The organism is Cupriavidus sp. UGS-1, from assembly GCF_021213615.1.
In the GTDB taxonomy this organism is placed as follows: domain Bacteria; phylum Pseudomonadota; class Gammaproteobacteria; order Burkholderiales; family Burkholderiaceae; genus Cupriavidus.
In genome coordinates this window covers 408471-430569 of sequence record NZ_JAJQJF010000002.1, presented here as the reverse complement: position 1 = coordinate 430569, position 22099 = coordinate 408471, and the positions used below count along the sequence as shown (strand labels likewise).

Genomic DNA, 22099 nt, shown 5'->3' with positions numbered 1-22099 from the left:
GGCACTAGGCGCGCGCGGCCTTCAACGAGCCGCCTTCCGCGATCTTGGCGGCAACGATTTCGCGCAACGCCTCGGCCACCGCTTCGGCCGCGGCGGTCCGCGGCAGCGCACGCGGCCAGCAAAGCGACAGCGTGCGGCCGAGCTCGGGGAGAATCAGCCGTGTCGGCAGGGCAGCGTCGTCCGGCTCACGGCTCAGTGACGACGCGGGCAGGATCGTGCAGGCCAGCCCTTCGCGCGCCGTCTGCAGCAGGATCGGCAGCGAGTCCAGGTCCGCGACGACTTGCAGCCGAATGCCGGCGCCGCTGGCGTGCTGCTCCAGCACTTCGCGCAGCCCCTGCGCCCCGCTCGGCAGCACCAGCGGAATATCGGCCAGCGACTTCAACGCAATGGTCGCTTCCTTGCCCGATGCGGCGCGACGCCGCTTCGATTCCACGGCGATCGGCGGCGTGCCGACCAGATACAGGGCCTCGCTGGCCAGCGGCTCGAGCTCGACCGCGCGCGACGGCGTTTCGCGAAACAGGATCGCGAAATCGAGCCGATTGTTGTTCAGCAGCTCCGCGATATAGCCGCTCATGCTCTCGAACAGCTGCAGGCGCACGCCCGGATAGCGTTCGCGTACCGCCCGCACCAGCGGCATGCCGAAGGCCGCGGCGGCGGTGGTCGGCAGGCCGATCGCCACGTTGCCGGCGATGTCCGCCCCCGCGACCTTGACGTCGGCCCGCGCCATGTCGACCTGTTTCAGGATCGAGCGCGCGTGCCGGTACAGCGTGCGGCCGGCCTCGGTGGGTTTGACGCCCTTGGCGCCGCGATGCACCAGCGCCACGCCCAGCTCGGCTTCGAGCGCGGCCAGCTGCTGGCTCAAGGCCGGCTGCGCGACGTGGGCCACCTCGGCGGCGCGGGTCAGGCTGCCATGCTCGACGATCGCGACGAAATAGCGCATGCCCCGGATATCCATGTCCCGCCCCAATGACCAGTGAAAGTCGAAGGTATTGATTGTACTTATGGCTGGCTCGCGATTCCGTATTTCCGCGCGGCGGCGATCGCGGCTAGATTGATGCCATCGCGCCAACCCGGCCGCCCATTCCTTCCTATCGTCCTCCGCCAGGCCACCGCCATGATCCGACCGCTTGAAGGCATCACCGTCGTTTCCCTCGAACAGGCCATCGCCGCGCCGTTCTGCACGCGCCAGCTGGCGGATCTCGGCGCGCGCGTGATCAAGATCGAGCGTCCCGGCGCCGGCGATTTCGCCAGGGCCTACGACGATCGCGTGCGCGGCCTGTCGTCGCACTTCGTCTGGACCAATCGCGGCAAGGAGAGCCTGACGCTGGACGTCAAGCACGACGGCGCGGCGCCGGTGCTCGAGGCGCTTCTGTCGCGCGCCGACGTGCTGGTGCAGAACCTCGCCCCGGGTGCCGCGGCGCGGCTGGGGCTCGATCATGCCGTGCTGTCCGAGCGCTTTCCGCGGCTGATCGTCTGCGATATCTCGGGCTACGGCGCCGACGGTCCCTATCGCGACAAGAAGGCCTACGATCTGCTGGTGCAGAGCGAGTCGGGATTCGTCTCGGTGACAGGCACGCCGGAGGAGGGCGTCAAGGCCGGCGCATCGATCGCCGATATCGCCGCTGGCATGTACGCCTACTCGAATATCCTGGCCGCGCTGATCGAGCGCGGGCAGACCGGCCGCGGCAAGCGCATCGATATCTCGATGCTGGAGTCGATGGTCGAGTGGATGAGCTTTCCGCTGTACTACGCGTTCGACGGCGCATCCCCGCCGCCGCGCGCCGGCGCCTCGCACGCCACGATCTATCCGTACGGGCCGTTCCCGACCGGCGATGGCAAGACCGTGATGCTGGGCCTGCAGAACGAACGCGAGTGGGCGGTCTTCTGCGAATCGGTGCTGCAGCAGCCCGAACTCGCGACACACCCCGACTACGCCAGCAACAGCCTGCGCAGCGCCAACCGCGGCGCGCTGCGCGAACGCATTGTCGCGGCGTTCTCGCAATGGAGTGCCGACGAGGTGGGCGCGCGGCTCGAAGCGGCGAAGATCGCCAACGCGCAGGTCAATACGATGGCCGACGTCTGGGCGCATCCGCAGCTGGCGGCGCGGCGGCGCTGGCGCCAGGTCGACACGCCGGCGGGCGCGATCCCCGCGCTGCTGCCGCCCGGCATGGCCGATGCGCGCATGGACCCGGTGCCGGCGCTGGGCGAGCATACCGACGCGATCCTGGCCGAGTTCGGCATCGCGGGCGAACGGGTTGCCGCGATGCGCGCGGCCGGCGCGGTATGAGGGCTAGTATCGGGATGGCGACGACGATGACGACTCCGGACACGCGGCTGCCGCGCAGCTACCTGTTCGTTCCGGCCAACCGCCCGGAGCGGATCGGCAAGGCGCTGGCCGCCGGAGCCGATGCGGTGATCGTCGATTTCGAGGATGCGGTGGCGCCGGCCGACAAGGCCGCCGCGCGCGATGGCCTGCGTGCGTCCTGGGCCGCGCTGGCGCAGCAGGCCGCCAATGCCGGCGTGCTGCTGCTGGTGCGCGTGAACGCCACCGGCACGCCGTACCACGATGACGATATCGCCTGGTGCCGGACGCTCGGTGTCGACAAGCTGGTGCTGCCGAAGGCCGATGCCGAAGCGATGCGGACGCTGCGGCAGGCGCTGCCGGCCGTGCAATGCCACGCGCTGCTCGAGACCGCGGCCGGCTTCACCCAACTCGCGCAACTGGCCGCGCAGCCCAGCGTGGTCCGGCTGCTGTTCGGCAGCATCGACCTGATGGGCGATCTTGGCGTCGGCGACGAGGGCGAGCCGCTGCATGCGTTCCGCAGCCTGCTGGTGCTGCATTCGCGCGCGGCCGGGTTGCCTGCGCCGGTGGACGGCGTCTGCACCGCGCTCGGCGATACCACGGTGCTGGCGGCCGAGACCGCGCGTGCGCGCGCCTTCGGCTTCGGCGCCAAGCTGCTGATCCACCCGGCCCAGGTGGCGCCGGTCCACGCCGGTCTCGCGCCGACCGAGGCGGAACTGGCCTGGGCCAGGCGCGTGGTCGAGGCCGCCGCGGCCGCAGACGGCGCCGCCGTCGCGGTGGACGGCAAGATGGTCGATCGCCCGGTGCTGGAGCGGGCGCGGCGCATCCTGGCCGACGGTTGAAGCGACCGAAGCAACCGAGCGACTGAAGCATCCGAAACGACTGAAGCAACGGAAGCGACAGAACCCCTGAGCCGTCGCCCGTCAGTGCCGCTGCAAACGCGGCGCGGCGGGCATGACGCTGTGCAACATCGAAACGCCTTGCCATTCCCTCGCCGTTATTCATAATTATGAATTATTGCGAGGGCCTGCCTGGCTGGTGCGCCCATCGCAATGTCCATGCATCGCACCGGGAGGCACCCATGCGCATCGTCCAGCAGGCGCTGTATCTCGAAGTTGCCGATCGCCTGCGCGCCATGATCGACGAGCACACGCTCGTGCCCGGCGCCTGGATCGACGAAGCGGCCCTGGCCACCACGCTCGGCATTTCGCGCACGCCGCTGCGCGAGGCGCTGAAGGTACTGGCCGCCGAAGGGCTGGTGCGGCTCGAGCCGCGCCGCGGCTGCTTCGTCAATGAGCTGTCCGAGCAGGATCTCGACGAGATCTTTCCGCTGATGGCGCTGCTCGAAGGCCGTTGCGCCTACGAGGCCGCCCGCAATGCCACCGCCGCCGACCTCGACGCGCTCGAGGACCTGCATCGCGATCTGGCGCGCTATGCCCGCGCCGGCCAGATCGACGCCTACTACGAAACCAATTACCAGATCCACGAGGCGATCCAGCGGCTTGCCGGCAATCGCTGGCTGTCCGGGTTGATCGGCGACCTGCGCAAGGTGCTGCGGCTGTCGCGGCACAAGAGCCTGCAGCTGCCGGGCCGCATCGACGAATCCTGCGCCGAGCACCTGTCGGTCTTCGCCGCGCTGAAGGCGCGCGATCCCGAAGGCGCCGAGGCGATGATGAAGACCCACCTGCTGCGCCAGCGCGCCGCGTTGAAGGCGCTGGACGCGGACGCGCAGGCCGCGGCGCCCGAACCCGAGGTCCCCGCGCGGCGGCGCCACAGCCGGCTGCGCCTCGCCGCCAAGGCCGCGTCGGACCACTGACCCGATGACCACCTGAACCACGCACACCATCCCGTTCCGAGTTCGCTCCATCCTTTGCCCAACAGGTAGTTCGATGACTTCTTTCGAGACCGGAGACAAGACCGTCAGCGCGCCGCTCGGTGCCAGCGAAACCCTGGGAGACGCCCGTCCCGACGCCGCCGGCGGCACGCTGCTGGCGCGCTTCGGACGCTGGTGGAACCGCAAGGGGACCCCGGCCGATGCGAGCGCGGCCAACGACGGCAAGGCCCGCGCCGCCGAGCCCGCCACGCTGAGCGCGCGCGTGCAGCGCCGCCAGCGCGAGGAGTTGCGGCTGTGCTTCGATGCCCGCCTGACCGATGGCGCCGCCAACGCGGCGGCGCAGGCCTGGCGCAACGAATACGAGGCCGCCGATGAGCCGACTCGCCAGGCGATGCTGACGCTGCTCGCCGAGGTCGCCGGCAACGGCGCGCAGGGCGGCGGCGATGGTGCCGCCGCGGCCGAGGGCGGCAAGGCCGGGCGCAACGGCTCGGGCCTGAGCCATGCGCTGTCGAGCGCCCGCATCCGCTTCTTCAAGCGGCTGGCCGGGCTGCACGGCCCGAGCGCGAAGTCGGTCTGCGGCCTGCATTTCATCATTCACCTGCGAGCGGACATGCTGCGCTGGTACAAGAAGATCCCCGGCCTGCGCGCGCTCGACGAAGACCTCGAGGGCCTGCTGTCGAATTGGTTCGACGTCGGCCTGCTCGAGCTGCAGCCGATCACCTGGGATTCGCCGGCGTCGCTGCTGGAAAAGCTGATCCGCTACGAGGCGGTGCACGAGATCGCCTCCTGGGCCGATCTGCGCAACCGGCTCGATTCGGATCGCCGCTGCTACGCGTTCTTCCATCCGCGCATTCCGCGCGAGCCGCTGATCTTCGTCGAAGTCGCCTTCGTGCCGGAGATGGCGGCCAACGTGCAAAGCCTGCTCGACGAAGCGGCGCCGCAGGAAGACCTGCGCCGCGTCAAATGGGCGATCTTCTATTCGATTTCGAATACGCAGCCGGGCCTGCGCGGCGTCAGCTTCGGCAATTTCCTGCTCAAGCGCGTCATCGAGGAATTGCAGCGCGATTTTCCCAAGGTCAAGCAGTACGCCACGCTGTCGCCGATACCGGGTTTCGCCGACTGGCTGCGCAAGCAGGACGGCGATACCGTCGCCAAGGTGCTGGGCGGCAAGTGCATGCAGCGCTGGAGCGCCCGCGCGCCGGCCGCGGGCGAGACCACGCCGCCGGCGGTACCGACCACCGGTGCCGAATGGCTTGCCGCGTTGGGTGCGGGCTCGGACGACGCGCTGGTGCGCGACAGCGGCCTGGCGCTGGCCGCGCACTTCCTGGTGCACGCGCGCAACGGTGCGCTGCCAGCCGACCCGGTGGCGCGTTTTCACCTCGGCAATGGCGCCTGCGTCGAGCGGCTGAACTGGGGTGCGGACCTGTCGAGCAAGGGGCGCGCGCAGTCGTGCGGCATGATGGTCAATTACCTGTACGTGCCGGAAGCGCTCGACGACAATCTGGCCAAGCTCGGCGAGGGCAATCCGCGCATCAGCCGGTCTGTCGCCAAGCTGCTGGCGCGTTCCTGAGGGGAGGGAGCCGGCGGGCATCGACGTGCCGGCTCGCATTGCGCGCCGCATCGCATCACCGCCTCATCCACATCATCCAGTTTCGGCAGTGCATTTTCGACGGGAAGTTCCAACGCGGTTGACACCAGCAGTTCACATCGCATTTTCATAAGACAAAGCGAGGAGACACACCATGGAACGTAGTCAGTTCAAGCGGACGGCAACGATGTTGGCAGTGGCCGGCGGCATCGCGATGATGGCGCTCGCGCCGGCGGCGGCGCAGGAACCGTGGCCGTCCAGGCCGGTCACGATCGTCGTGCCGTTCCCGGCCGGCGGCGGCACCGATGCCTTTGCCCGCCCGTTGGCGGCGCAATTGTCCAAGCAGCTCGGCAAGCAGTTCGTCATCGACAACCGCGGCGGCGCGGGCGGCACGGTCGGCGCCAGCCTCGCCTCGAAGGCCGCGCCCGATGGCTACACGATCTTCATCGGCGGCGCGCACCATGTGATCGCGCCCTCGTTCTACAAGAAGCTGGACTACGACATCGAAAAGGACTTCGTGCCGATCACCGTGATCGCGCAGCCGCCGCAGGTGGTGGTGGTCAACCCGACCAAGGTCCAGGCCAAGACGCTGCAGGAACTGATCGCCTACGCGCGCCAGAATCCCGGCAAGCTGAACTACGGTTCGGCCGGCAACGGGTCGTCGCACCATCTGGCCGGCGAGCTGTTCAAGATCCAGACCAAGACCTTCATCACGCATATCCCGTACAAGGGCGCGGGCCCGGCGCTGTCCGACCTGATCGCCGGCCAGGTCGACATGGTGTTCGACGGGCTGGGTTCGTCGGCCCAGCATATCCGCGGCGGCCGCATCCGGGCGCTGGCGGTGGCCGCGCCCAAGCGCTCGCCGGCGTTCCCCGACGTGCCGACCGCGGCCGAGGCGGGCGTGCCGAACTACGAGGTGTCGACCTGGTATGCGCTGTGGGTGCCGAAGAACACGCCCAAGGAGATCAGCGACAAGCTCTACGCCGAGGTCAACAAGGCCCTGAATACGCCCGAGCTCAAGCAGATCTGGCTGAACAACGGCTCGGAGACGCCGTCGTACACGCCGGACCAGTTCGCGCAGTTCCAGCGCGCCGAGATCAAGCGCTGGGCGCAGGTGGTGCAGCAGTCCGGCGCCAAGATGGATTGATGGCGATGATGTGCGCGACGACGTCGATGGCCACGCCCGACCCGCGGAGGGCCCTGTGAGCGGCGCGGTCAGCTTCGAGCGCGATGGCGACATCGCGCTGGTCACGCTGTCGAATCCGGGCAAGCTCAACGCGATCTCCGAGGCGATGTGGCGCGCGCTGGCCGATGGCTTTGCGGGCCTGTCGGCGGACCGCACGCTGCGCTGCGTGGTGCTGCGCGGCGCCGACGGCAACTTCGCCGCCGGCGCCGATATCGCCGAGTTTCCGCGGCTGCGCGGCGATCCCGCCTCGGTGCGCGCCTACCACGTCGACCTGCTGGCGCCGGCGCTGGCCGCGATCGCCGGCTGCCTGCATCCCACCGTGGCCTGCATCGAGGGCGTCTGCGTCGGCGGCGGGCTGGAGATCGCCTGCCATTGCGATCTGCGGATCGCGGCGACGGACAGCCGCTTCGGCGTGCCGATCAACAAGCTGGGTTTCCCGATGGCGCCGGGCGAGCTGCAGGGCCTGCTGGCGCTGGCGGGCCGCGCGGCGACGCTGGAGATCCTGCTCGAGGGCCGGGTGTTCGATGCGGCCGAGGCGCAGGCCAAGGGTTTGCTGACGCGCGTGGTACCGCGCGGCGACGTCGCCGCGGAGGCGATGGCCACGGCGCGCCGCATCGCCGCCGGCGCGCCGCTGGCCGCCCGCATGAACAAGGCCACCATCGCGCGGCTGTCGCCGCAACCGGCGCCGCTGTCGTACGCCGAGCTCGATGCCCATTTTTCGTACGCGGCCAGCCGCGACCATGCCGAGGGCGTCGCCGCCTTCCTGGCGCGCCGCCCGCCCCGTTTTGAAGGGCACTAGGGCGCCTGGCGCCGCCACTGCCGTTCCCCGTTTTTTATCCCCCAAGCTTTTTATCCGCTGATCGCATGAACGCCAATCTGTTCGCCCTGTTCGAATCCCGCTTCCCCGCCAAGCGCGAGGCCTGCTGCATCGAGACGCACGACGGCCTGTACTACAGCTGGGACGATCTCGATCGCGCCACCGCCAAGCTGGCCAATCTGCTCGCCTCGCTCGATCTGCCCGAAGGCTCGCGCGTCGCGGTGCAGGTCGAGAAGTCGCCGGAGGCGCTGTTCCTGTACCTGGCCACGCTGCGCGCCGGCTACGTCTATCTGCCGCTGAACACGGCGTATCAGGAAGCGGAGATCGACTATTTCATCGGCAATGCCGAGCCCGCGGTGGTGGTCTGCAGCAGCGCCAATTTCGGCTGGGTGTCGAAGCTGGCGTTCCGCCATGGCACCGGGCATGTATTCACGCTCGACGACGACCGCGGCGGCACGCTGCTCTCGCGCGCCGCCGCGCAGCCGGACCGCTTCGACACCGTGCAAAGCGGGCCCGACGACCTGGCGGCGATCCTCTATACCTCCGGCACCACGGGACGCAGCAAGGGCGCGATGCTGACGCATCGCAACCTGTCGTCGAATGCCGAGACGCTGCACAAGGCCTGGGGCTGGCGCAGCGACGACGTGCTGCTGCACATGCTGCCGATCTTCCATGTGCACGGGCTGTTCGTCGCCTCGCACGGCGCGCTGCTGGCCGGCGCCAAGATGATCTGGGCGCCGAAGTTCGACATGGAGCAGGTGTTGCGCTTCCTGCCGCGCTCGACCGTGATGATGGGCGTGCCGACCTATTACGTGCGGATGCTGCAGGATCAGCGCTTCGACGAGGACACGTGCCGCCGCATGCGGCTGTTCGTGTCGGGCTCGGCGCCGCTGCTGCTCGAGACCTTCGAGGCGTTCCGCGAGCGCACCGGCCATACGATTCTCGAGCGCTACGGCATGAGCGAGACGGTGATGCTGGTGTCGAATCCCTATGACGCCGGCGAGGGCGAACGGATCGGCGGCACCGTCGGCCGTCCGCTGCCGGGCGTGTCGGTGCGCGTGGTCGATGGCGACGGCAATCCTTGCGCGGCCGGCGACATCGGCGCGGTCGAGGTCAAGGGGCCCAATGTGTTCAAGGGCTACTGGCGCATGCCGGAGAAGACGCGGGAGGAGTTCACCGCGGACGGCTGGTTCAAGACCGGCGACATGGGCCGCTTCGGCGGCGCGATCGTCGGCATGTCGGGCGAGCGCAAGGTGCCGGCCGACTATCTGACCATCGTCGGCCGCAGCAAGGACCTGATCATCTCCGGCGGCTACAACGTCTATCCGAAGGAGATCGAGAGCTTCCTCGACGAGATGCCCGGTGTGCAGGAGAGCGCGGTGATCGGCGTGCCCCATCCGGACTTCGGCGAAGCGGTGGTGGCGGTGGTGGTCGGCAAGCCGGGCGCCGAACTGAACGAGCAGGCGATGATCGGCACGCTGAAGCACCGGATCGCCAACTTCAAGGTGCCCAAGCGGATCCACCTGGTCAATGAATTGCCCCGCAATACGATGGGCAAGGTGCAGAAGAATCTGCTGCGGGAGCGGTTCAGCGGTTAGAGCCGCGTTCCGCTCGATTGGCTCCGCTCTCCCGCCTGCGGGAGAGGGGCCGGGGGAGAGGGCAGCCGCGCTGGCATTGCCTGCGCCGCTTGACCACCTCGCTCTCCCCAACCCTCTCCCCCTGAGAGGGAGAGGGAGAACACCATGGGGCGGTGTCCTGTCTTGGCGGCGCGTTACTTGAGCATCTGCACCGAACCATTGACCGTCACGGTGACCTGGGCCTTGCCGCCCTCCATCGGCACCGGCGCGGCCTCCGCGGCGGCCATCGCGGCCTTGGCGTACATGCGCGGCATCGGCGTCACGGCACCGGCCTCGCCGACCTGCACGCTGCGGATCGTATAGCTGCCATAGCCGAACAGCCGGGTCGTCGTCTGCGCCTTGTCGCGGAACGCGGCGACGGCCTGTTCGGTCAGCTTGCTCTCCGCCGCCAGGCGCGCCTCGCGCGACAGCGAGAAGCTGATGTTCTGCACCTGCATCTGGCTGGCCAGCTCGCCGGCGAGCTTCGAGGCCGCGGTGAAATCGCGCGACTGCAGGATGACCTCGGCGCGTCCGCGCCAGGTGCTGATGCGGCCGTTGCGGTCGGTGCTCGGATAGATCGTGAAGCCGCCCGATTCCGCCTGGATGCCCGATACGCGCTTGGCGCGCTCGATCACCTGCTGGGCCTTGGCCGACAGTGCCGACGAGATCGCGGACGGCTCGGCGCCTTCCTGCTCGGCGGCCAGCGTCACGCGCACCACGTCGGTCGGTACCTCGGCCGCGGCCTCCGCCGACAGCGACAGCACGCCCGCGGGGGGCTGCCAGCCTTCGGGCGGCATCGGTCCGCCCTGTGCGGAGGCGGCCAGTGCGGTGATACCGAGCAGGGTAGCGGCGAGCAATTGCTTCATCGAGTTCTCCATGACAATGTGATGGTGATCAGACGGTCACTGGCAGCGCGGGGTTCCCTTGGCCCGCGGGGCGCTTGTATCGGCGTCTTACCGAGCCAGCACCCGCATCGCGCCGCCGCCGGCTCGTTCAGAATGCCTGCCAGGCCTTCCACAGCATGTAGGCGGCCAGGCAGAACAGCATGCCGGCGAAGATCCGCTTGAGCTTGCGGACCTCCATCCGGTGCGCGGTGCGGGCGCCCAGCGGCGCGGTCAATACGCTGGCGATCGCGATCACCGCCAGCGCGGGCAGATAGACGTAGCCAAGCGAGCCGGCAGGCAGCCCGGTCATCTGGTAGCCGCTCCAGACATAGCCGATCACGCTGGCCGCGGCGATCGGAAAGCCCAGCGCGGCGGAGGTGGCGACCGCATGGTGGATCGGTACGTTGCACCAGGTCATGAACGGCACCGACACGAAGCCGCCGCCGGCGCCGACCAGGCTGGACAGGAAGCCGATCGCCGATCCGGCGCCGAACATGCCGGGAAAGCCGGGCAGCTGCCGGCTCGGCGACGGCTTGCGGTTGCGCAGCATCTGCGAGGCCGAAAAGCCGACGAACAGCGCGAACAGCAGGGACAGCCAGCCGGTCTTCAGCGCGGCGAACACCTTGCCGCCGCCGATCATGCCGCCCAGCAGGATGCCGGGCGCCAGCGCCAATACGATCTTCCAGCGCACCGCGCCCTGCTTGTGGTGGGCGCGCACCGACGACAGCGAGGTGAACAGGATCGTGGACATCGAGGTGGCGATCGCCATATGGACGATCGCCTGTTCGGGAAAGGCCAGCCAGCTGAATGTCAGGGTCAGGAACGGCACCATCATCATGCCGCCGCCGACGCCGAGCAGCCCGGCGCAGAAGCCGGTGAACGCGCCGAGCAGCAGCAGCGCGGGAATCAGGGAGAGAGTCATGCGTGGATCGCTTCGTGATGTTTTTCGTTATGGTTATTGCGCGGGCGGCTCGTGTCTTGCCCGCGAGGATCGCACGCGGTTCAGCGGCGTCCCATCAGCCGCGTGGTGATGAACTGCCATTCCTGCGGCGTGACCGGCGTGATCGACAGCCGGTTGCCACGGCGCAGCACGACCATGTCGGCCAGCTCCGGATGCTCGCGCAATGCCGCCAGAGAGATCAGCTCGCACTTGTCGACGAACTTGACGTCGACCAGCTCCCAGCGCGGATGCTCGGGCCTGGACGCAGGGTCGTGATACTTGCTGTCTGGGTCGAACTGGGTGGGATCGGGGTAGGGCGTCGAGCAGACCTCGGCGAGCCCCGCGATGCCGGGCTGCGGGCATGACGAGTGGTAGAACAGCACGCCGTCGCCGATGCGCATCGCGTCGCGCATGAAATTGCGCGCCTGGTAGTTGCGCACGCCGGTCCAGGGCAGACGCCCCTGCTCGGCCAGCGTATCGATGCTCGCCTCGTCGGGCTCGGATTTCATCAGCCAGTATTGGCGCGCGCGGGACGCGCCGGCGGCCGGTTTGTCGGCGGCTTTGGTGGCCGCCTTCTTGTCGGAGGGACTCATGCTCGCACGTCTTGGATGGTCGGAACGGCATCGCGAGCACGCGGCAAGGGCCTGGCAGCGGCGGCGCGACGCGGCAAGCATACCGTGAAAGCGCCATCATCGTCCGCATTGGCATCGCAGGCAAAATCGCAGGCCACTGCGCGGGCAAAAAAAAGAGGCGATGGTCCAAAGACCATCGCCTCTTGCATGGGGTCCCCGCCTCGGCCGTTGGGTCGGCATCCTGAACCCAAGTGAGGTTCAGTGTGGCTGCGGAAGCCGCATTTCGGGTACATCACCTATTCAGGGAGCCCAGGTTCGAGACCTGCGCTATGAACACTGTGACGCGCTCGCCCACACGGCATCATCCCGCACCATGCAATGCATATCGGTTCAAGGAGTTATGACCTTCGCGAACCAGGCAGGGAAACTGTCAAACGTCTGACTATCCGGTTTGACCCGGACTCGAAGTCCGGGGGAGGTCAGACGTTTGCCGTTTCTAACTAGGATGGGAGGAGAACGGCGGCCGGGCGCGATAACCCGACCATGCTTCTGCACCTTGGTACCCCGTGCAGTGGCTCCACTATACACCGGGGTTTCGCGCATACCAAGCGTGTCCTGGCTTGTCGTTACATTTTGCGCGGCAGGCGCGGCACGGTCTTCACATCCCTTGTATGGCCGTATATCGCCATGGTGAAGGCCCTTGCACAAGGACCCATATGCGGGTCCCTGGATGCAATTCAAGGGGTCACGATTGCGCCGGCGAAACTGTATTGCCGGCGGTATGGCCAGCGGTATGGCCAGCGGTATTGGCCGCAATACCGCCGACCATGCTGGTGCCGACATGCGCGTACTGGCGCAGCGCCTCGTCGGCGCGCTCGTTCAGCTCGCGGATGCGGGCACGTACCGCGTCCACGGGGATCGCGCCGTCCTCCTGCTGCTTGCGCTTGAGCGCGAGCAGATCCGAGGCGATGCTGATCGCGGCCATCACCGCGACCCGTTCGACGCCCTTGGTGGAGGCGCCGGACTTGATCCGCGTCATCTGGTCGTCGACCAGGGCCACCGCTTCGAGCAGTGCGGCCTCGTTCTCGGGGGCGATCGCGAAGCGGTAGGGCTGCCCCGCGATATGGACTTCGACTTGCTTGTTGCCGCTCATGCGTGTTCTCCGGAAGGCTGGGCGCCGCGCGGTTCTCCCTGGATGCGCTCGGCGGGAAGCTCCCCTTCCTCGAGCAGGTCCAGCTGGCGCGCATCGGTGGCCGTGGGCAGCTTGTCCAGGATCGACTGGATGCGCAATTGCGCTTCCTCGATCTTGATGTTCAGCAGTTCGCGATCGGCAGCCATCGCTTCGCGATCGCTGCGCAGCTGCGCGGCCTCCGCCTGCAGGCGTTCGATCTCCTCGCGCAGCCGCTGGTTTTCCGCCGCCAGCGTATCCGCGTGGTGCAGCACGCGGCCGATCTTGGCGGCCAGTTGTTCGAGTTCGGTCAGCATGGGCCTGTCGTGTCTCAGGGTGTCAGGTAACGGGATTCTAGCCGATGCATGATCCGCGTCATCACTGCGGGAAGCGATTGTGACCGTGCATTCCCCTCGAAGTTGCATCGATCGTCGGTCATTGGCCGCAATGCGCGCCGCTCAGGGGCACGCGGCGGCGCAATGGGCCGCAGGCGCCGCCGATTTGACGGGGGCCGTCAAACTGCCTACACTCACGCGCGTTTTCAGGTGCTCGCGATCCGGTCCCCATCGGATTGCAGTTAAACGGGAAACAGCGAGTCCGCCACGCCGCCGCGCGATGCCGGTCCAACCTGTGCTGCCCCCGCAACGGTAAGCGATTGCGATCGCCGCCGCGCCCGAGCCGATCGGCACGATCGTCTCCACGCCCGCCGGCCTCGCCTCACCGTCCCACATGCCACTGGACCGATGGTTCCGGGAAGGCGGACGGTGCCGATCGCCAGCCCGGATACCGGCCTGGATGCGGGCATGCCGGCCGCCATCGCGCTCGCGCAGCCTCACCGCCAGACGGTCCGCGGGGGAACGGGCCAGGCTATCACTTCCGCTCGAGCACCATGCTTTCATCGTCTTCGAGGTCGCGTCGCCCGGCACTGCCGGCCCCGCGCCCGACCGCGCGCGCCCGCGCCCAAGCCATCGCCTCCGATATTGTCCGCGTCGCTGTCCGCGCGCCTGTCCGCTCCCCCGCGCAGGCCGCGCTGCTGTCGGCCGCCACGCTGTGCGCATGGCCCGCGCTGGCGCAGCAGTCCCCGCAGTCGCCGGACACCGCGCTGGCCCCGGTCGTCGTCAGCGCCACGCGCACCGCGCAGCCGCTGGACGAGGCGCTGCCCCATACCACCGTGATCACGCGGCAGGAGATCGCGAACAGCCAGGCGCCCGACCTGCGTTCGCTGCTGCGCACGCAGGCCGGCGTGGAACTGGCCGCCACCGGCGGCATGGGCGCCAACACCACGCTGTTCATGCGCGGCGCCAATTCCAACCAGACGCTGATCCTGATCGACGGCGTGCGCATCGCCTCGGCCAGCAGCGGCACCGCGCAACTGGCCAATATCCTGCCCGACGAGATCGACCGCATCGAGGTCGTGCGCGGCAACGTATCGGCGCTGTACGGCTCCGACGCGATCGGCGGCGTGGTGCAGATCTTCACCAGGAGCGGTGCCGGCAAGCCGCCCGCCGCCAATGCCCAGGTCGAATACGGCAGCGACAATACGCGCCGCGCGACGGTCGGCTACGGCGGCCAGGTCGGCGATACCTCGTTCAACCTGACCGGCTCGATCTTCAAGACCGACGGCTTCTCGGCGGTGAACACGCGCCTGCAGCCGCGCGCCAACCCGAACGACAACCCGTACGAGAACAAGAGCGTCTCCGGCCAGATCAAGCATCGTTTCGCGCCGGACTGGGAGGCGGGCGTCGCGGCCTACTACAGCAAGAGCAAGCTGTCCTACGACAGCACGTTCGGCCGGCCCACCGACGACTGGCGCAGCGACAGCGAGCTCTATACGCTGTCCGCCTTCGTCAACGGCAAGCTGGCACCGGACTGGACCACGCGCTTCAAGGTCGCGCAGAGCGAGGACGACAGCGACAACACGCTGAATGGCGTGTTCGACAGCCGCTTCAAGACCCGCACGCGCCAGTTCACCTGGCAGAACGAATACGCGCTCGCCAAGGGCCACCAGCTGATGTTCGGCACCGAATACCTGCAGCAGCAGTTCGACTCGAACTCGTATGCCGCGCCCAGCCGCAACGTGGTGTCGGTGTTCGGCGGCTACGACGGCCGCATCGGCAAGCACCAGCTGCAGCTGAACCTGCGCAACGACCACTATTCGGATTTCGGCGACAAGGGCAGCTATTTCGCCGGCTACGGCTACTACGTGACCGAGCAGTTCAAGCTGCTGGCCAACGCCAGCAATGCGTTCCGCGCGCCGACCTTCAACGAGCTGTACTACCCGAACTATGGCCAGCCGAACCTGCAGCCCGAGCGGGCGCGCTCGGTCGAGATCGGCGCGCAGTACGACAGCAAGGGCGCGGGCCTGCTGCGCGTGACGGCCTTTCGCACGCAGTACGACAACCTGATCACGTCGGCGCTGCAGCCGAGCGGCATGTTCCTCGCGCAAAACGTCAGCAGCGCCAAGGTCGAGGGCGTCGAGGCGTCGTGGCGCGCGCGGCTGCTCGGCACCGACGTGACCGCCAGTGTCACGATGCAGAACCCGGTCGACGAGCAGACCGGCACGCAGCTGTTGCGCCGCGCGCGCCGGCATGCGGCGCTCGACCTGGGCCGCGATGTCGGCAACTGGCGCTTCGGCGGCCAGTGGATCGTGTCGTCGTCGCGCCGGGACAGCGGCTCGCGCACGCTGGGCGGATACGGTATCGTCAACCTCAACGCGCGCTACAACATCGACAAGCAATGGTTCATCGCCGCCCGCGTCGAGAATCTGTTCGACAAGGACTACCAGCTGGCCTACCCCTACAACACGCAGGGCCGGGCCGGCTTCATCACGCTCGGCTGGCGCCAGCGATAGGCGGCATCGATGCGGACAGCGGCCCCGGCAACGGCGCGTACGACGGCAGGCAGACCGATGCGCGGCGCCGCTGAGATGCGGCGCGCGCTGGCCGTCTGCGCGCTGCTGGCCACTGCCGCGGTGGCGGTGTTCCTGCTGTCGCTGGCGGTCGGCAGCGTCGGCCTGTCGCTGTCGCAGGTCTGGCACGCGCTGTTCGGACTCGCCGGGCTGGCCGATGCATCGGGCGGGCATGGCGCGGCCGACCCCACCGCGGTCGCCATCGTGCGCGAGCTGCGGCTGCCGCGCGCCGCGGCGGCGTTCGCCTGCGGCGGCCTGCTGGCGCTGTCCGGCGCGCTGATGCAGGTGCTGCTGCGCAATCCGCTGGCCGAGCCCTATGTGCTGGGCGTGTCGGGCGGCGCGGCCACCGGCGCGTTGCTGGCGATGCTGACGCTGGCGCCGCTGTGGACCGTGCAGGCCGGCGCCGCCGGCGGCGCGCTGATGTCGATGGTGCTGGTCGCCACGCTGGCGCGGCGCGATCTGCTGCATCCGCAGGTCCAGGGCGGCCATCATGAAGCCGGATCGCGGCTGCTGCTGACCGGCGTGATCCTGGCCGCCGGCTGGGGTGCGGTGATCACGCTGATCCTGAGCATCGCGCCCGAGGCCCGGCTGCGCGGCATGCTGTTCTGGCTGACCGGCGATCTGGGCGGCACCGCCAGCTACGGGCTCGCGCTCGGCACGCTGGTGCTGGCGCTGCTGCTGACGCTGCCGATGGCGCGCGCGCTGAACGTGATGCTGCTCGGCGAGACCGTGGCCCAGTCGCTGGGCGTGCGCGTCGGCCGGGTACGGCTGTCGGCCTACCTGGTCGCGTCGCTGGCGATCGCGGCGTCGATCACGACCGCCGGTTCGATCGGCTTCGTCGGCCTGGTGGTGCCGCATCTGGTGCGGCTGGCGTGGGGCAACGACCAGCGCCTGCTGCTGCCGGCGGCGGCGCTGCTGGGCGGCACGCTGCTGATGGCGGCGGACCTGATCGCGCGCACCGCGATCGCGCCGGCGCAATTGCCGGTCGGCGTGATTACCGCGCTGCTGGGCGTGCCGACCTTCCTGTTCCTGCTGCTGCGCCGGCCGCGATGAAGGATCCGCAATGACGACCGCTGCCGACTGGACCGTCCCGACCGTGCCCTGCCCACGGCTGTCGCTGCGCGACCTGAGCCTGCGTGCCGGCGGCAAGACGCTGTTCGACGCGCTCGAGCTGACCATGCGGCCCGGCGAGCTGTGGTGCGTGCTTGGCCCCAATGGCGTTGGCAAATCGACGCTGATGGCGGTGCTGGCCGGGCTGCGCGAAGCCGAGCGGGGCGACGTTCGGCTCGACGAGGAGCCGCTCGCCACGCTGGCGCGCCGGCGGCCCGAGGTACTGGCCCGGCAGCGCGCCTATCTGCCGCAGGCCATCCACGATACGTTTTCGATGACGGTGCACGACGCGGTCGCCGTCGGCCGCCATCCGCATCTGTCGGGATGGGGCTGGAGCGGCCGCGACGACGACGCGGTGGTGGCGGATCTGCTGGAAGCCCTCGATCTGGCGGGCCTGGCCGGCCGCGATGTGCTGACGCTGTCCGGCGGCGAGCGCCAGCGCGTGTCGCTGGCCGCGGTGCTGGCGCAGCAGGCGCCGCTGCTGCTGCTCGACGAACCGCTGGCGCATCTGGACCTGCGCCATCAGATCCTGGTGCTGGACACGCTGGCGCGCCTGACGCAAGCCGGCCGGCATGCCGCGATGCTGATCCTGCACGACCTGAACCTGGCACGCCGCTATGCCACGCATGCGCTGCTGATGGCCGAGGACGGCCAATGCCTGCACGGCCCGGCGGATCAGATCCTGACGCCCGCGCACTGTTCGCGCGCGCTGCGCACACCGATCGTCGCCGTCGCGCAGGGCGCGCATACGGCGTTGATCGCCAATGGCCCGGCATGAGGCAGGGCCGGGCCGCTTACCCCTGACCGATACCGCTCCGCGCAATGACGAGCCATCACGACTCCGACCAGACCGACACCAACGACACCCACGACACCCACGACACCAACGACACCAACGACACCAACGACACCGAGGGCCGCGACGAACGCCACAAGGCCCGCATGGTCCGCAAGAAGGCGGTCGTCGATGCGAAGATCGCGGCGGCGCAGGACGAGCGCGGCGTGATCGTGATCACCACCGGCAACGGCAAGGGCAAGTCGAGCTCGGGCTTCGGCATGGTGATCCGCGCGCTGGGCCACGGCATGCAGGCCGGCGTGGTGCAGTTCATCAAGGGCGCGTTTCCCAGCGGCGAGGAAATGTTCCTGCGGCGCTTTCCGGAACAATGCGCGTTCCACGTGATGGGCGAGGGCTATACCTGGGAAACCCAGGACCGTGCGCGCGACGTGGCAAAGGCCGAGGCCGCGTGGCAGGTCGCACGCCAGCTGCTGCGCGATCCGTCGATCGGCCTGGTGCTGCTCGACGAACTGAATATCGCGCTGAAGCTGCATTACCTGGACGTCGAGACCGTGATCGCCGATCTGCGCGCGCGTCCGCCGATGCAGCATGTGGTGATCACCGGCCGCGGCGCGCCGCAGGCGCTGATCGACGCGGCCGATACCGTCACCGAGATGGCGCCGGTCAAGCATGCATTCCAGCAGGGCATCAAGGCCCAGCGCGGCATCGAGATGTAAGCCATGAACACTGGACCGAACCCGGCATCGAAGTTCACGTTGCCCGCGATCGCCCCGCTGGACGAAACGCTGCGTCCGACGCTGCAGGCCGCGATCGACGACAAGACCAAGCCGCTCGGCGCGCTGGGGCGACTGGAATCGCTGGCCCTGCAGATCGGGCTGATCCAGCGCACCGCGCAGCCGGTGTTGCGGCGGCCGGCGATGATCGTGTTCGCCGCCGACCATGGCATCGCCGAAGCCGGCGTCAGCGCCTATCCGGCCGACGTCACGGTGCAGATGGTCCGCAATTTCGCCGCCGGCGGCGCGGCCATCAATGTGTTCGCGCGCCAGCACGGCATGGCGCTCGAGGTCGTCGATGCCGGCGTGCGCGTGCCGCCGGGCGCGGCGCCGGGTCTGGTGGACTGCCGCATCGATGCGGGCACGCGCAACTTCCTCGACGAACCGGCGATGCGGCGCGCACAGGCCGAGGCCGCCCTGGCCGCCGGCGCCGCCCGCGTGATGCACCATGCCGCGCAGGGGACCAATGTGATCGGCTTCGGCGAGATGGGCATCGGCAATACCTCGGCCGCCGCCTGCCTGGTCAGCCGGCTTGCGGGGTTGCCGATCGCGGGCTGCGTCGGGCGCGGCACCGGCCTTGACGATGCGGGACTCGCGCGCAAGCTGGCGCTGCTGGAACGGGCGCTGGCGCGGCATGCCGATGCGGTCGAACCGCTGGATGCGCTGGCCGCGCTGGGCGGCTTCGAGATTGCGATGATGGCGGGCGCGTTCCTCGCCGCGGCGTCGCAGCGGATGGTGATCCTGGTCGACGGTTTCATCGCGTCGGCGGCGCTGCTGGTCGCGAGCCGCCTCGATGCCGAGGTGCTGTCGTACTGCGTGTTCTCGCATTGCTCGCACGAGCAGGGCCACCGCGCGCTGCTGGAGCACTTCGGCGCGCGGCCGCTGCTGGCGCTGGACCTGCGGCTGGGCGAGGGCAGCGGCGCCGCGCTCGCGTATCCGCTGGTGGCATCGGCGGTGGCCTTCCTGCGCGAGATGGCGACCTTCGGGGCGGCGGGCGTCAGCACGGCCGGCGCGTTGCCGCAATAGACTCGCGTCGACCTGCCGCCATCCGCACCATGACGAACATGCCGACCGAGCCCACGCCCGAGCCGCTGCAGGATCGGCGAGACCAGCAAGCCGGGCAACCCCGGCGGCCGACCCATCCGCTGCTGCAGCGCGCCTGCGACGAACTGCGCTACCTGCTGACCGCGGTCGGCTACTTCACACGCATACCGGTGCCGGCCTGGGTCGGCTTCGCCCCGCACTTTCTGCATGCCGCCGCGCGCTGGTTTCCGCTGGTCGGCCTGATGGTCGGCGCCGTCGGCGCGCTGGCGACGCTGGCCGCGTGGCTGCTGTGGCCGCCCGCGGTCGCGGTGCTGATCGGCATCGGCGCGACGCTGCTGCTGACTGGCGCCTTTCATGAGGACGGCCTGGCCGATTGCGTCGATGCGTTTGGCGGCGGCTATCGGCGCGAGGACGTGCTGCGCATCATGCACGATTCGCGCATCGGTGCCTTCGGTGCTCTCGCGCTGGTGCTGGCCCTGCTGCTGAAATGGCAATTGCTGCTGGCGCTGGGCCAGCGCGGCGGGCTGCGCGAACTGCTGCTGGTGCTGGTGGCCGCGCATGCCGCGAGCCGCGCGATGGCGGTCAGCTATCTGGCGACGCTGGACTACGTACGTCCCGAGGGCAAGGCCAAGCCGGTCGCGCAGCGGCTGTCGCCGCGCGGGCTGGCGCTGGTGCTCGCCTGCGGCGCGCTGCCGTTGCTGGCGGTCGCGCCGGCCTTCGGCGTCGCCGCGATCGCCGCGCTGGCGCTGCTGCGGCTGGTGCTCGGCCGCTATTTCGTACGCCGCATCGGCGGCTATACCGGCGACTGTCTGGGCATGGCCCAGCAGCTTGGCGAACTGCTGATCTATCTGCTGGCGGCGGCATGGATCTGGTCCTGATCCGGCACGCGCATCCCGCGGTCGACGACGGGGTTTGCTATGGCCGGCTCGACCTGCCGTTGGCCGAGCCGATGTCGCCGGCGGCCGATGCGATCGTCAACGCCGCGTCGGCGGCCGCATCGGCCAACGGCGTGCCGGCTCCCGCGCGGATCGTCTGCAGTCCCGCGCAGCGCGCCCATGTCACCGCGCAGCGGATCGTGCAGGCCTGCGCCGTGCAAGCCGGGCGAGAGGGCCTCGCGCTCGACGCCGATCCGCGCCTTCGCGAACTCGATTTCGGTGCCTGGGAGGGCCAGCGCTGGGACGCGGTGCCGCGCGCCGAGCTGGACCAATGGGCGGCCGACCTGATGGATGCGCGCCCGCACGGCGGCGAATCGGCGCGCACCGCGTACGCGCGCGTTGCAGAATGGGCGGACTCGCTGCAAGCGCCTGCCGCCGCCGCCGAGCGCTGCCTGTGGGTGGTCGGCCACGCCGGCCCGATGCGGATGCTGGCCGCGCATTGGCTCGGTCTGCCGCTGTCCGTCACGCTGGGCTGGCAGCTCGGCTGGGGCGCGAGCTGCGGCGTCCGGCTCGATCGGGGCGCCGCGCGGGCGGGGCGTCTGTTGTGGTGGAACCGCACGGCGGGTTGAGGGCCAACGAGGGCCAACGAGGGCCAACGAGGGCCAACGCACCGGGCTCCGCACTGCACCCGCACTGAAGACCAGGCCCGCGCCGTGCTACTGCGCGGGCCGTCGGCTCCGTGCGACCTCCAGCTGCCGGCACACGATCTCCGCGGCATCGATCGCACGCGGTCCCGCGCGATTGATCAGGTCGCCGTCGATCGTGAACAGATTGCCCCGCGCCACCGCCGTCAGCTGCGGCCAGCGCTGCCATTGCGCGAAATCCGCCAGCGGCCGGTCCGCCGGCGTCGCGCCCATGCTGGCCGTGATCATCGCCTCGGGATTGCGGGCGATCACCGCTTCGACTGAAATGGTCGGCACCAGCGGCGTCTCGTCGGCGAATACATTGCGGCCGCCGCACAGCGCCAGCATGTCGCTGACCATATGCTGGCCATTGAGCGTCATCAGCGGCTGCTGCCAGACCTGATAGAACACCGACACCGGCGGTCGCGCGGCATGGGCCTTGCCGAGCGCGGCGATGCGCGTGCGCAGCCGCTCGGCGGCGGCATGCGCGGTCGGCCCGGTGCCGAGCAGCACGCCGAGCTTCTCGATATTGTCGGGCACCGCCGCCAGCCGCCGCGGCTCGCTGTGGAACAGCGGCAGGCCCAGCGCGCGCAGCCGCTCCGTCTGCTTCTGCGCGTTGCCATGCCGCCAGACCACGATCAGGTCGGGCTTGAGCGCGGCGATCCGTTCGAGGTCGAGCGCCTTGTTGTCGCCGACCCGCGGAATCGCGCGCGCCTCGGGCGGATAGTCGCTGTAGTTGACGGTGCCGACGATGCGCTCGCCCCCGCCCGCCGCGAACAGCATCTCGGTGACGTGCGGGGCCAGCGACACGATGCGGCGCGCCGGCTGCGCCAGCGTGATGGTCTGGCCGGCGTCGTCGACGACGGAGACCGCGGCGCGCGCGTCGATCGGCAGGATGGCCGCGAGCGCCGCGGCAAGCGACACGATGGTGGCGAGGCGCGTGGCGGCGCGCGGCCGGCGCCGGCGGAACGGGAACGGCAATACGGGCATATCGGATCGGAAC

At 69.4% G+C, this 22099-nt stretch carries 20 protein-coding genes, 1 pseudogene and 1 riboswitch; of the genes and pseudogenes, 14 read left to right on the top strand and 7 right to left on the bottom strand.

Going from position 1 to position 22099, the window contains the following annotated elements:
* Nucleotides 1-4 precede the first annotated feature (4 nt).
* Nucleotides 5-955: a LysR substrate-binding domain-containing protein gene (locus tag LRR16_RS04485; RefSeq protein WP_023263818.1), complete on the bottom strand. Its 951-nt coding sequence runs from the start codon at nucleotides 953-955 to the stop codon at nucleotides 5-7.
* A gap of 159 nt (nucleotides 956-1114) precedes the next feature.
* Here LRR16_RS04485 and LRR16_RS04480 point away from each other — a divergent pair, with 159 nt between their 5' ends.
* The 7 genes from LRR16_RS04480 to LRR16_RS04450 all read left to right on the top strand — a co-directional run bounded on the left by LRR16_RS04480 (nucleotide 1115) and on the right by LRR16_RS04450 (nucleotide 9325).
* On the top strand, nucleotides 1115-2287 hold the full coding sequence (locus LRR16_RS04480) for a CaiB/BaiF CoA-transferase family protein (RefSeq protein ID WP_232204911.1): 1173 nt from the start codon (nucleotides 1115-1117) through the stop codon (nucleotides 2285-2287).
* A 26-nt stretch (nucleotides 2288-2313) separates the two neighbouring features.
* Complete coding sequence (locus LRR16_RS04475) at nucleotides 2314-3144, top strand: CoA ester lyase (protein WP_232204910.1); 831 nt, start codon at nucleotides 2314-2316, stop codon at nucleotides 3142-3144.
* A 239-nt stretch (nucleotides 3145-3383) separates the two neighbouring features.
* Nucleotides 3384-4118 carry a GntR family transcriptional regulator gene (locus LRR16_RS04470; protein ID WP_064572677.1) on the top strand — a complete coding sequence of 245 codons (735 nt, stop codon included), beginning with the start codon at nucleotides 3384-3386 and terminating at the stop codon, nucleotides 4116-4118.
* A 73-nt stretch (nucleotides 4119-4191) separates the two neighbouring features.
* On the top strand, nucleotides 4192-5706 hold the full coding sequence (locus LRR16_RS04465; protein ID WP_232204909.1) for a malonyl-CoA decarboxylase domain-containing protein: 1515 nt from the start codon (nucleotides 4192-4194) through the stop codon (nucleotides 5704-5706).
* A gap of 172 nt (nucleotides 5707-5878) precedes the next feature.
* A complete protein-coding gene (locus LRR16_RS04460; RefSeq protein ID WP_043440206.1) occupies nucleotides 5879-6871 on the top strand; it encodes a tripartite tricarboxylate transporter substrate binding protein in 993 nt (330 codons plus the stop codon).
* A 55-nt stretch (nucleotides 6872-6926) separates the two neighbouring features.
* Complete coding sequence (locus tag LRR16_RS04455; RefSeq protein ID WP_232204908.1) at nucleotides 6927-7709, top strand: enoyl-CoA hydratase-related protein; 783 nt, start codon at nucleotides 6927-6929, stop codon at nucleotides 7707-7709.
* 65 nt (nucleotides 7710-7774) lie between these two features.
* Nucleotides 7775-9325: a malonyl-CoA synthase gene (locus LRR16_RS04450; protein WP_232204907.1), complete on the top strand. Its 1551-nt coding sequence runs from the start codon at nucleotides 7775-7777 to the stop codon at nucleotides 9323-9325.
* Nucleotides 9326-9498: 173 nt separating this feature from the next.
* On the opposite strand, the gene LRR16_RS04445 is transcribed toward LRR16_RS04450, so the two are convergent.
* From LRR16_RS04445 to LRR16_RS04425, 5 genes and pseudogenes are all read right to left on the bottom strand, one after another.
* Nucleotides 9499-10209 (bottom strand): SIMPL domain-containing protein, encoded by a 711-nt coding sequence (locus LRR16_RS04445; protein ID WP_232204906.1) that lies wholly within the window; start codon nucleotides 10207-10209, stop codon nucleotides 9499-9501.
* A 127-nt stretch (nucleotides 10210-10336) separates the two neighbouring features.
* Nucleotides 10337-11149, bottom strand: coding sequence for a sulfite exporter TauE/SafE family protein (locus LRR16_RS04440; protein ID WP_006577390.1), 813 nt, complete (start codon nucleotides 11147-11149; stop codon nucleotides 10337-10339).
* A gap of 80 nt (nucleotides 11150-11229) precedes the next feature.
* Nucleotides 11230-11676, bottom strand: coding sequence for an EVE domain-containing protein (locus tag LRR16_RS04435; protein ID WP_043438401.1), 447 nt, complete (start codon nucleotides 11674-11676; stop codon nucleotides 11230-11232).
* A gap of 895 nt (nucleotides 11677-12571) precedes the next feature.
* A pseudogene (locus tag LRR16_RS04430) lies at nucleotides 12572-12892 on the bottom strand (cell division protein ZapA); the annotation flags it as partial.
* Nucleotides 12889-13224: a hypothetical protein gene (locus LRR16_RS04425; RefSeq protein ID WP_006577387.1), complete on the bottom strand. Its 336-nt coding sequence runs from the start codon at nucleotides 13222-13224 to the stop codon at nucleotides 12889-12891. The gene LRR16_RS04425 and the pseudogene LRR16_RS04430, both read right to left, overlap by 4 nt.
* Nucleotides 13225-13433: 209 nt before the next feature.
* Nucleotides 13434-13717: riboswitch (cobalamin riboswitch) on the top strand.
* A 79-nt stretch (nucleotides 13718-13796) separates the two neighbouring features.
* Between LRR16_RS04425 and LRR16_RS04420 the strand changes: the two genes are divergently transcribed.
* The 7 genes from LRR16_RS04420 to LRR16_RS04390 are packed head-to-tail and all read left to right on the top strand — an operon-like array spanning nucleotide 13797 to nucleotide 21042.
* The gene (locus LRR16_RS04420; protein ID WP_232204905.1) at nucleotides 13797-15758 is read left to right on the top strand and encodes a TonB-dependent receptor domain-containing protein; all 1962 of its coding nucleotides are present in this window, start codon (nucleotides 13797-13799) and stop codon (nucleotides 15756-15758) included.
* A gap of 57 nt (nucleotides 15759-15815) precedes the next feature.
* Entirely contained in the window at nucleotides 15816-16868 is a 1053-nt protein-coding gene (locus LRR16_RS04415; RefSeq protein WP_232204904.1) for an iron ABC transporter permease, read from the top strand.
* Nucleotides 16869-16878: 10 nt separating this feature from the next.
* Nucleotides 16879-17703, top strand: coding sequence for an ABC transporter ATP-binding protein (locus tag LRR16_RS04410; RefSeq protein WP_232204903.1), 825 nt, complete (start codon nucleotides 16879-16881; stop codon nucleotides 17701-17703).
* Between the two features lie 44 nt (nucleotides 17704-17747).
* The gene (gene cobO / locus LRR16_RS04405) at nucleotides 17748-18437 is read left to right on the top strand and encodes a cob(I)yrinic acid a,c-diamide adenosyltransferase (RefSeq protein WP_255674014.1); all 690 of its coding nucleotides are present in this window, start codon (nucleotides 17748-17750) and stop codon (nucleotides 18435-18437) included.
* 3 nt (nucleotides 18438-18440) lie between these two features.
* On the top strand, nucleotides 18441-19520 hold the full coding sequence (gene cobT / locus LRR16_RS04400) for a nicotinate-nucleotide--dimethylbenzimidazole phosphoribosyltransferase (protein ID WP_232204902.1): 1080 nt from the start codon (nucleotides 18441-18443) through the stop codon (nucleotides 19518-19520).
* Nucleotides 19521-19558: 38 nt separating this feature from the next.
* A complete protein-coding gene (locus LRR16_RS04395; RefSeq protein ID WP_232204901.1) occupies nucleotides 19559-20416 on the top strand; it encodes an adenosylcobinamide-GDP ribazoletransferase in 858 nt (285 codons plus the stop codon).
* Entirely contained in the window at nucleotides 20401-21042 is a 642-nt protein-coding gene (locus LRR16_RS04390; RefSeq protein ID WP_232204900.1) for a histidine phosphatase family protein, read from the top strand. The genes LRR16_RS04395 and LRR16_RS04390 overlap by 16 nt, the downstream gene beginning before the upstream one ends.
* 87 nt (nucleotides 21043-21129) lie before the next feature.
* Here the strand turns inward: LRR16_RS04390 and LRR16_RS04385 are convergent, their stop codons facing one another.
* Nucleotides 21130-22086: a cobalamin-binding protein gene (locus tag LRR16_RS04385; protein WP_232204899.1), complete on the bottom strand. Its 957-nt coding sequence runs from the start codon at nucleotides 22084-22086 to the stop codon at nucleotides 21130-21132.
* Nucleotides 22087-22099: the final 13 nt, after the last annotated feature.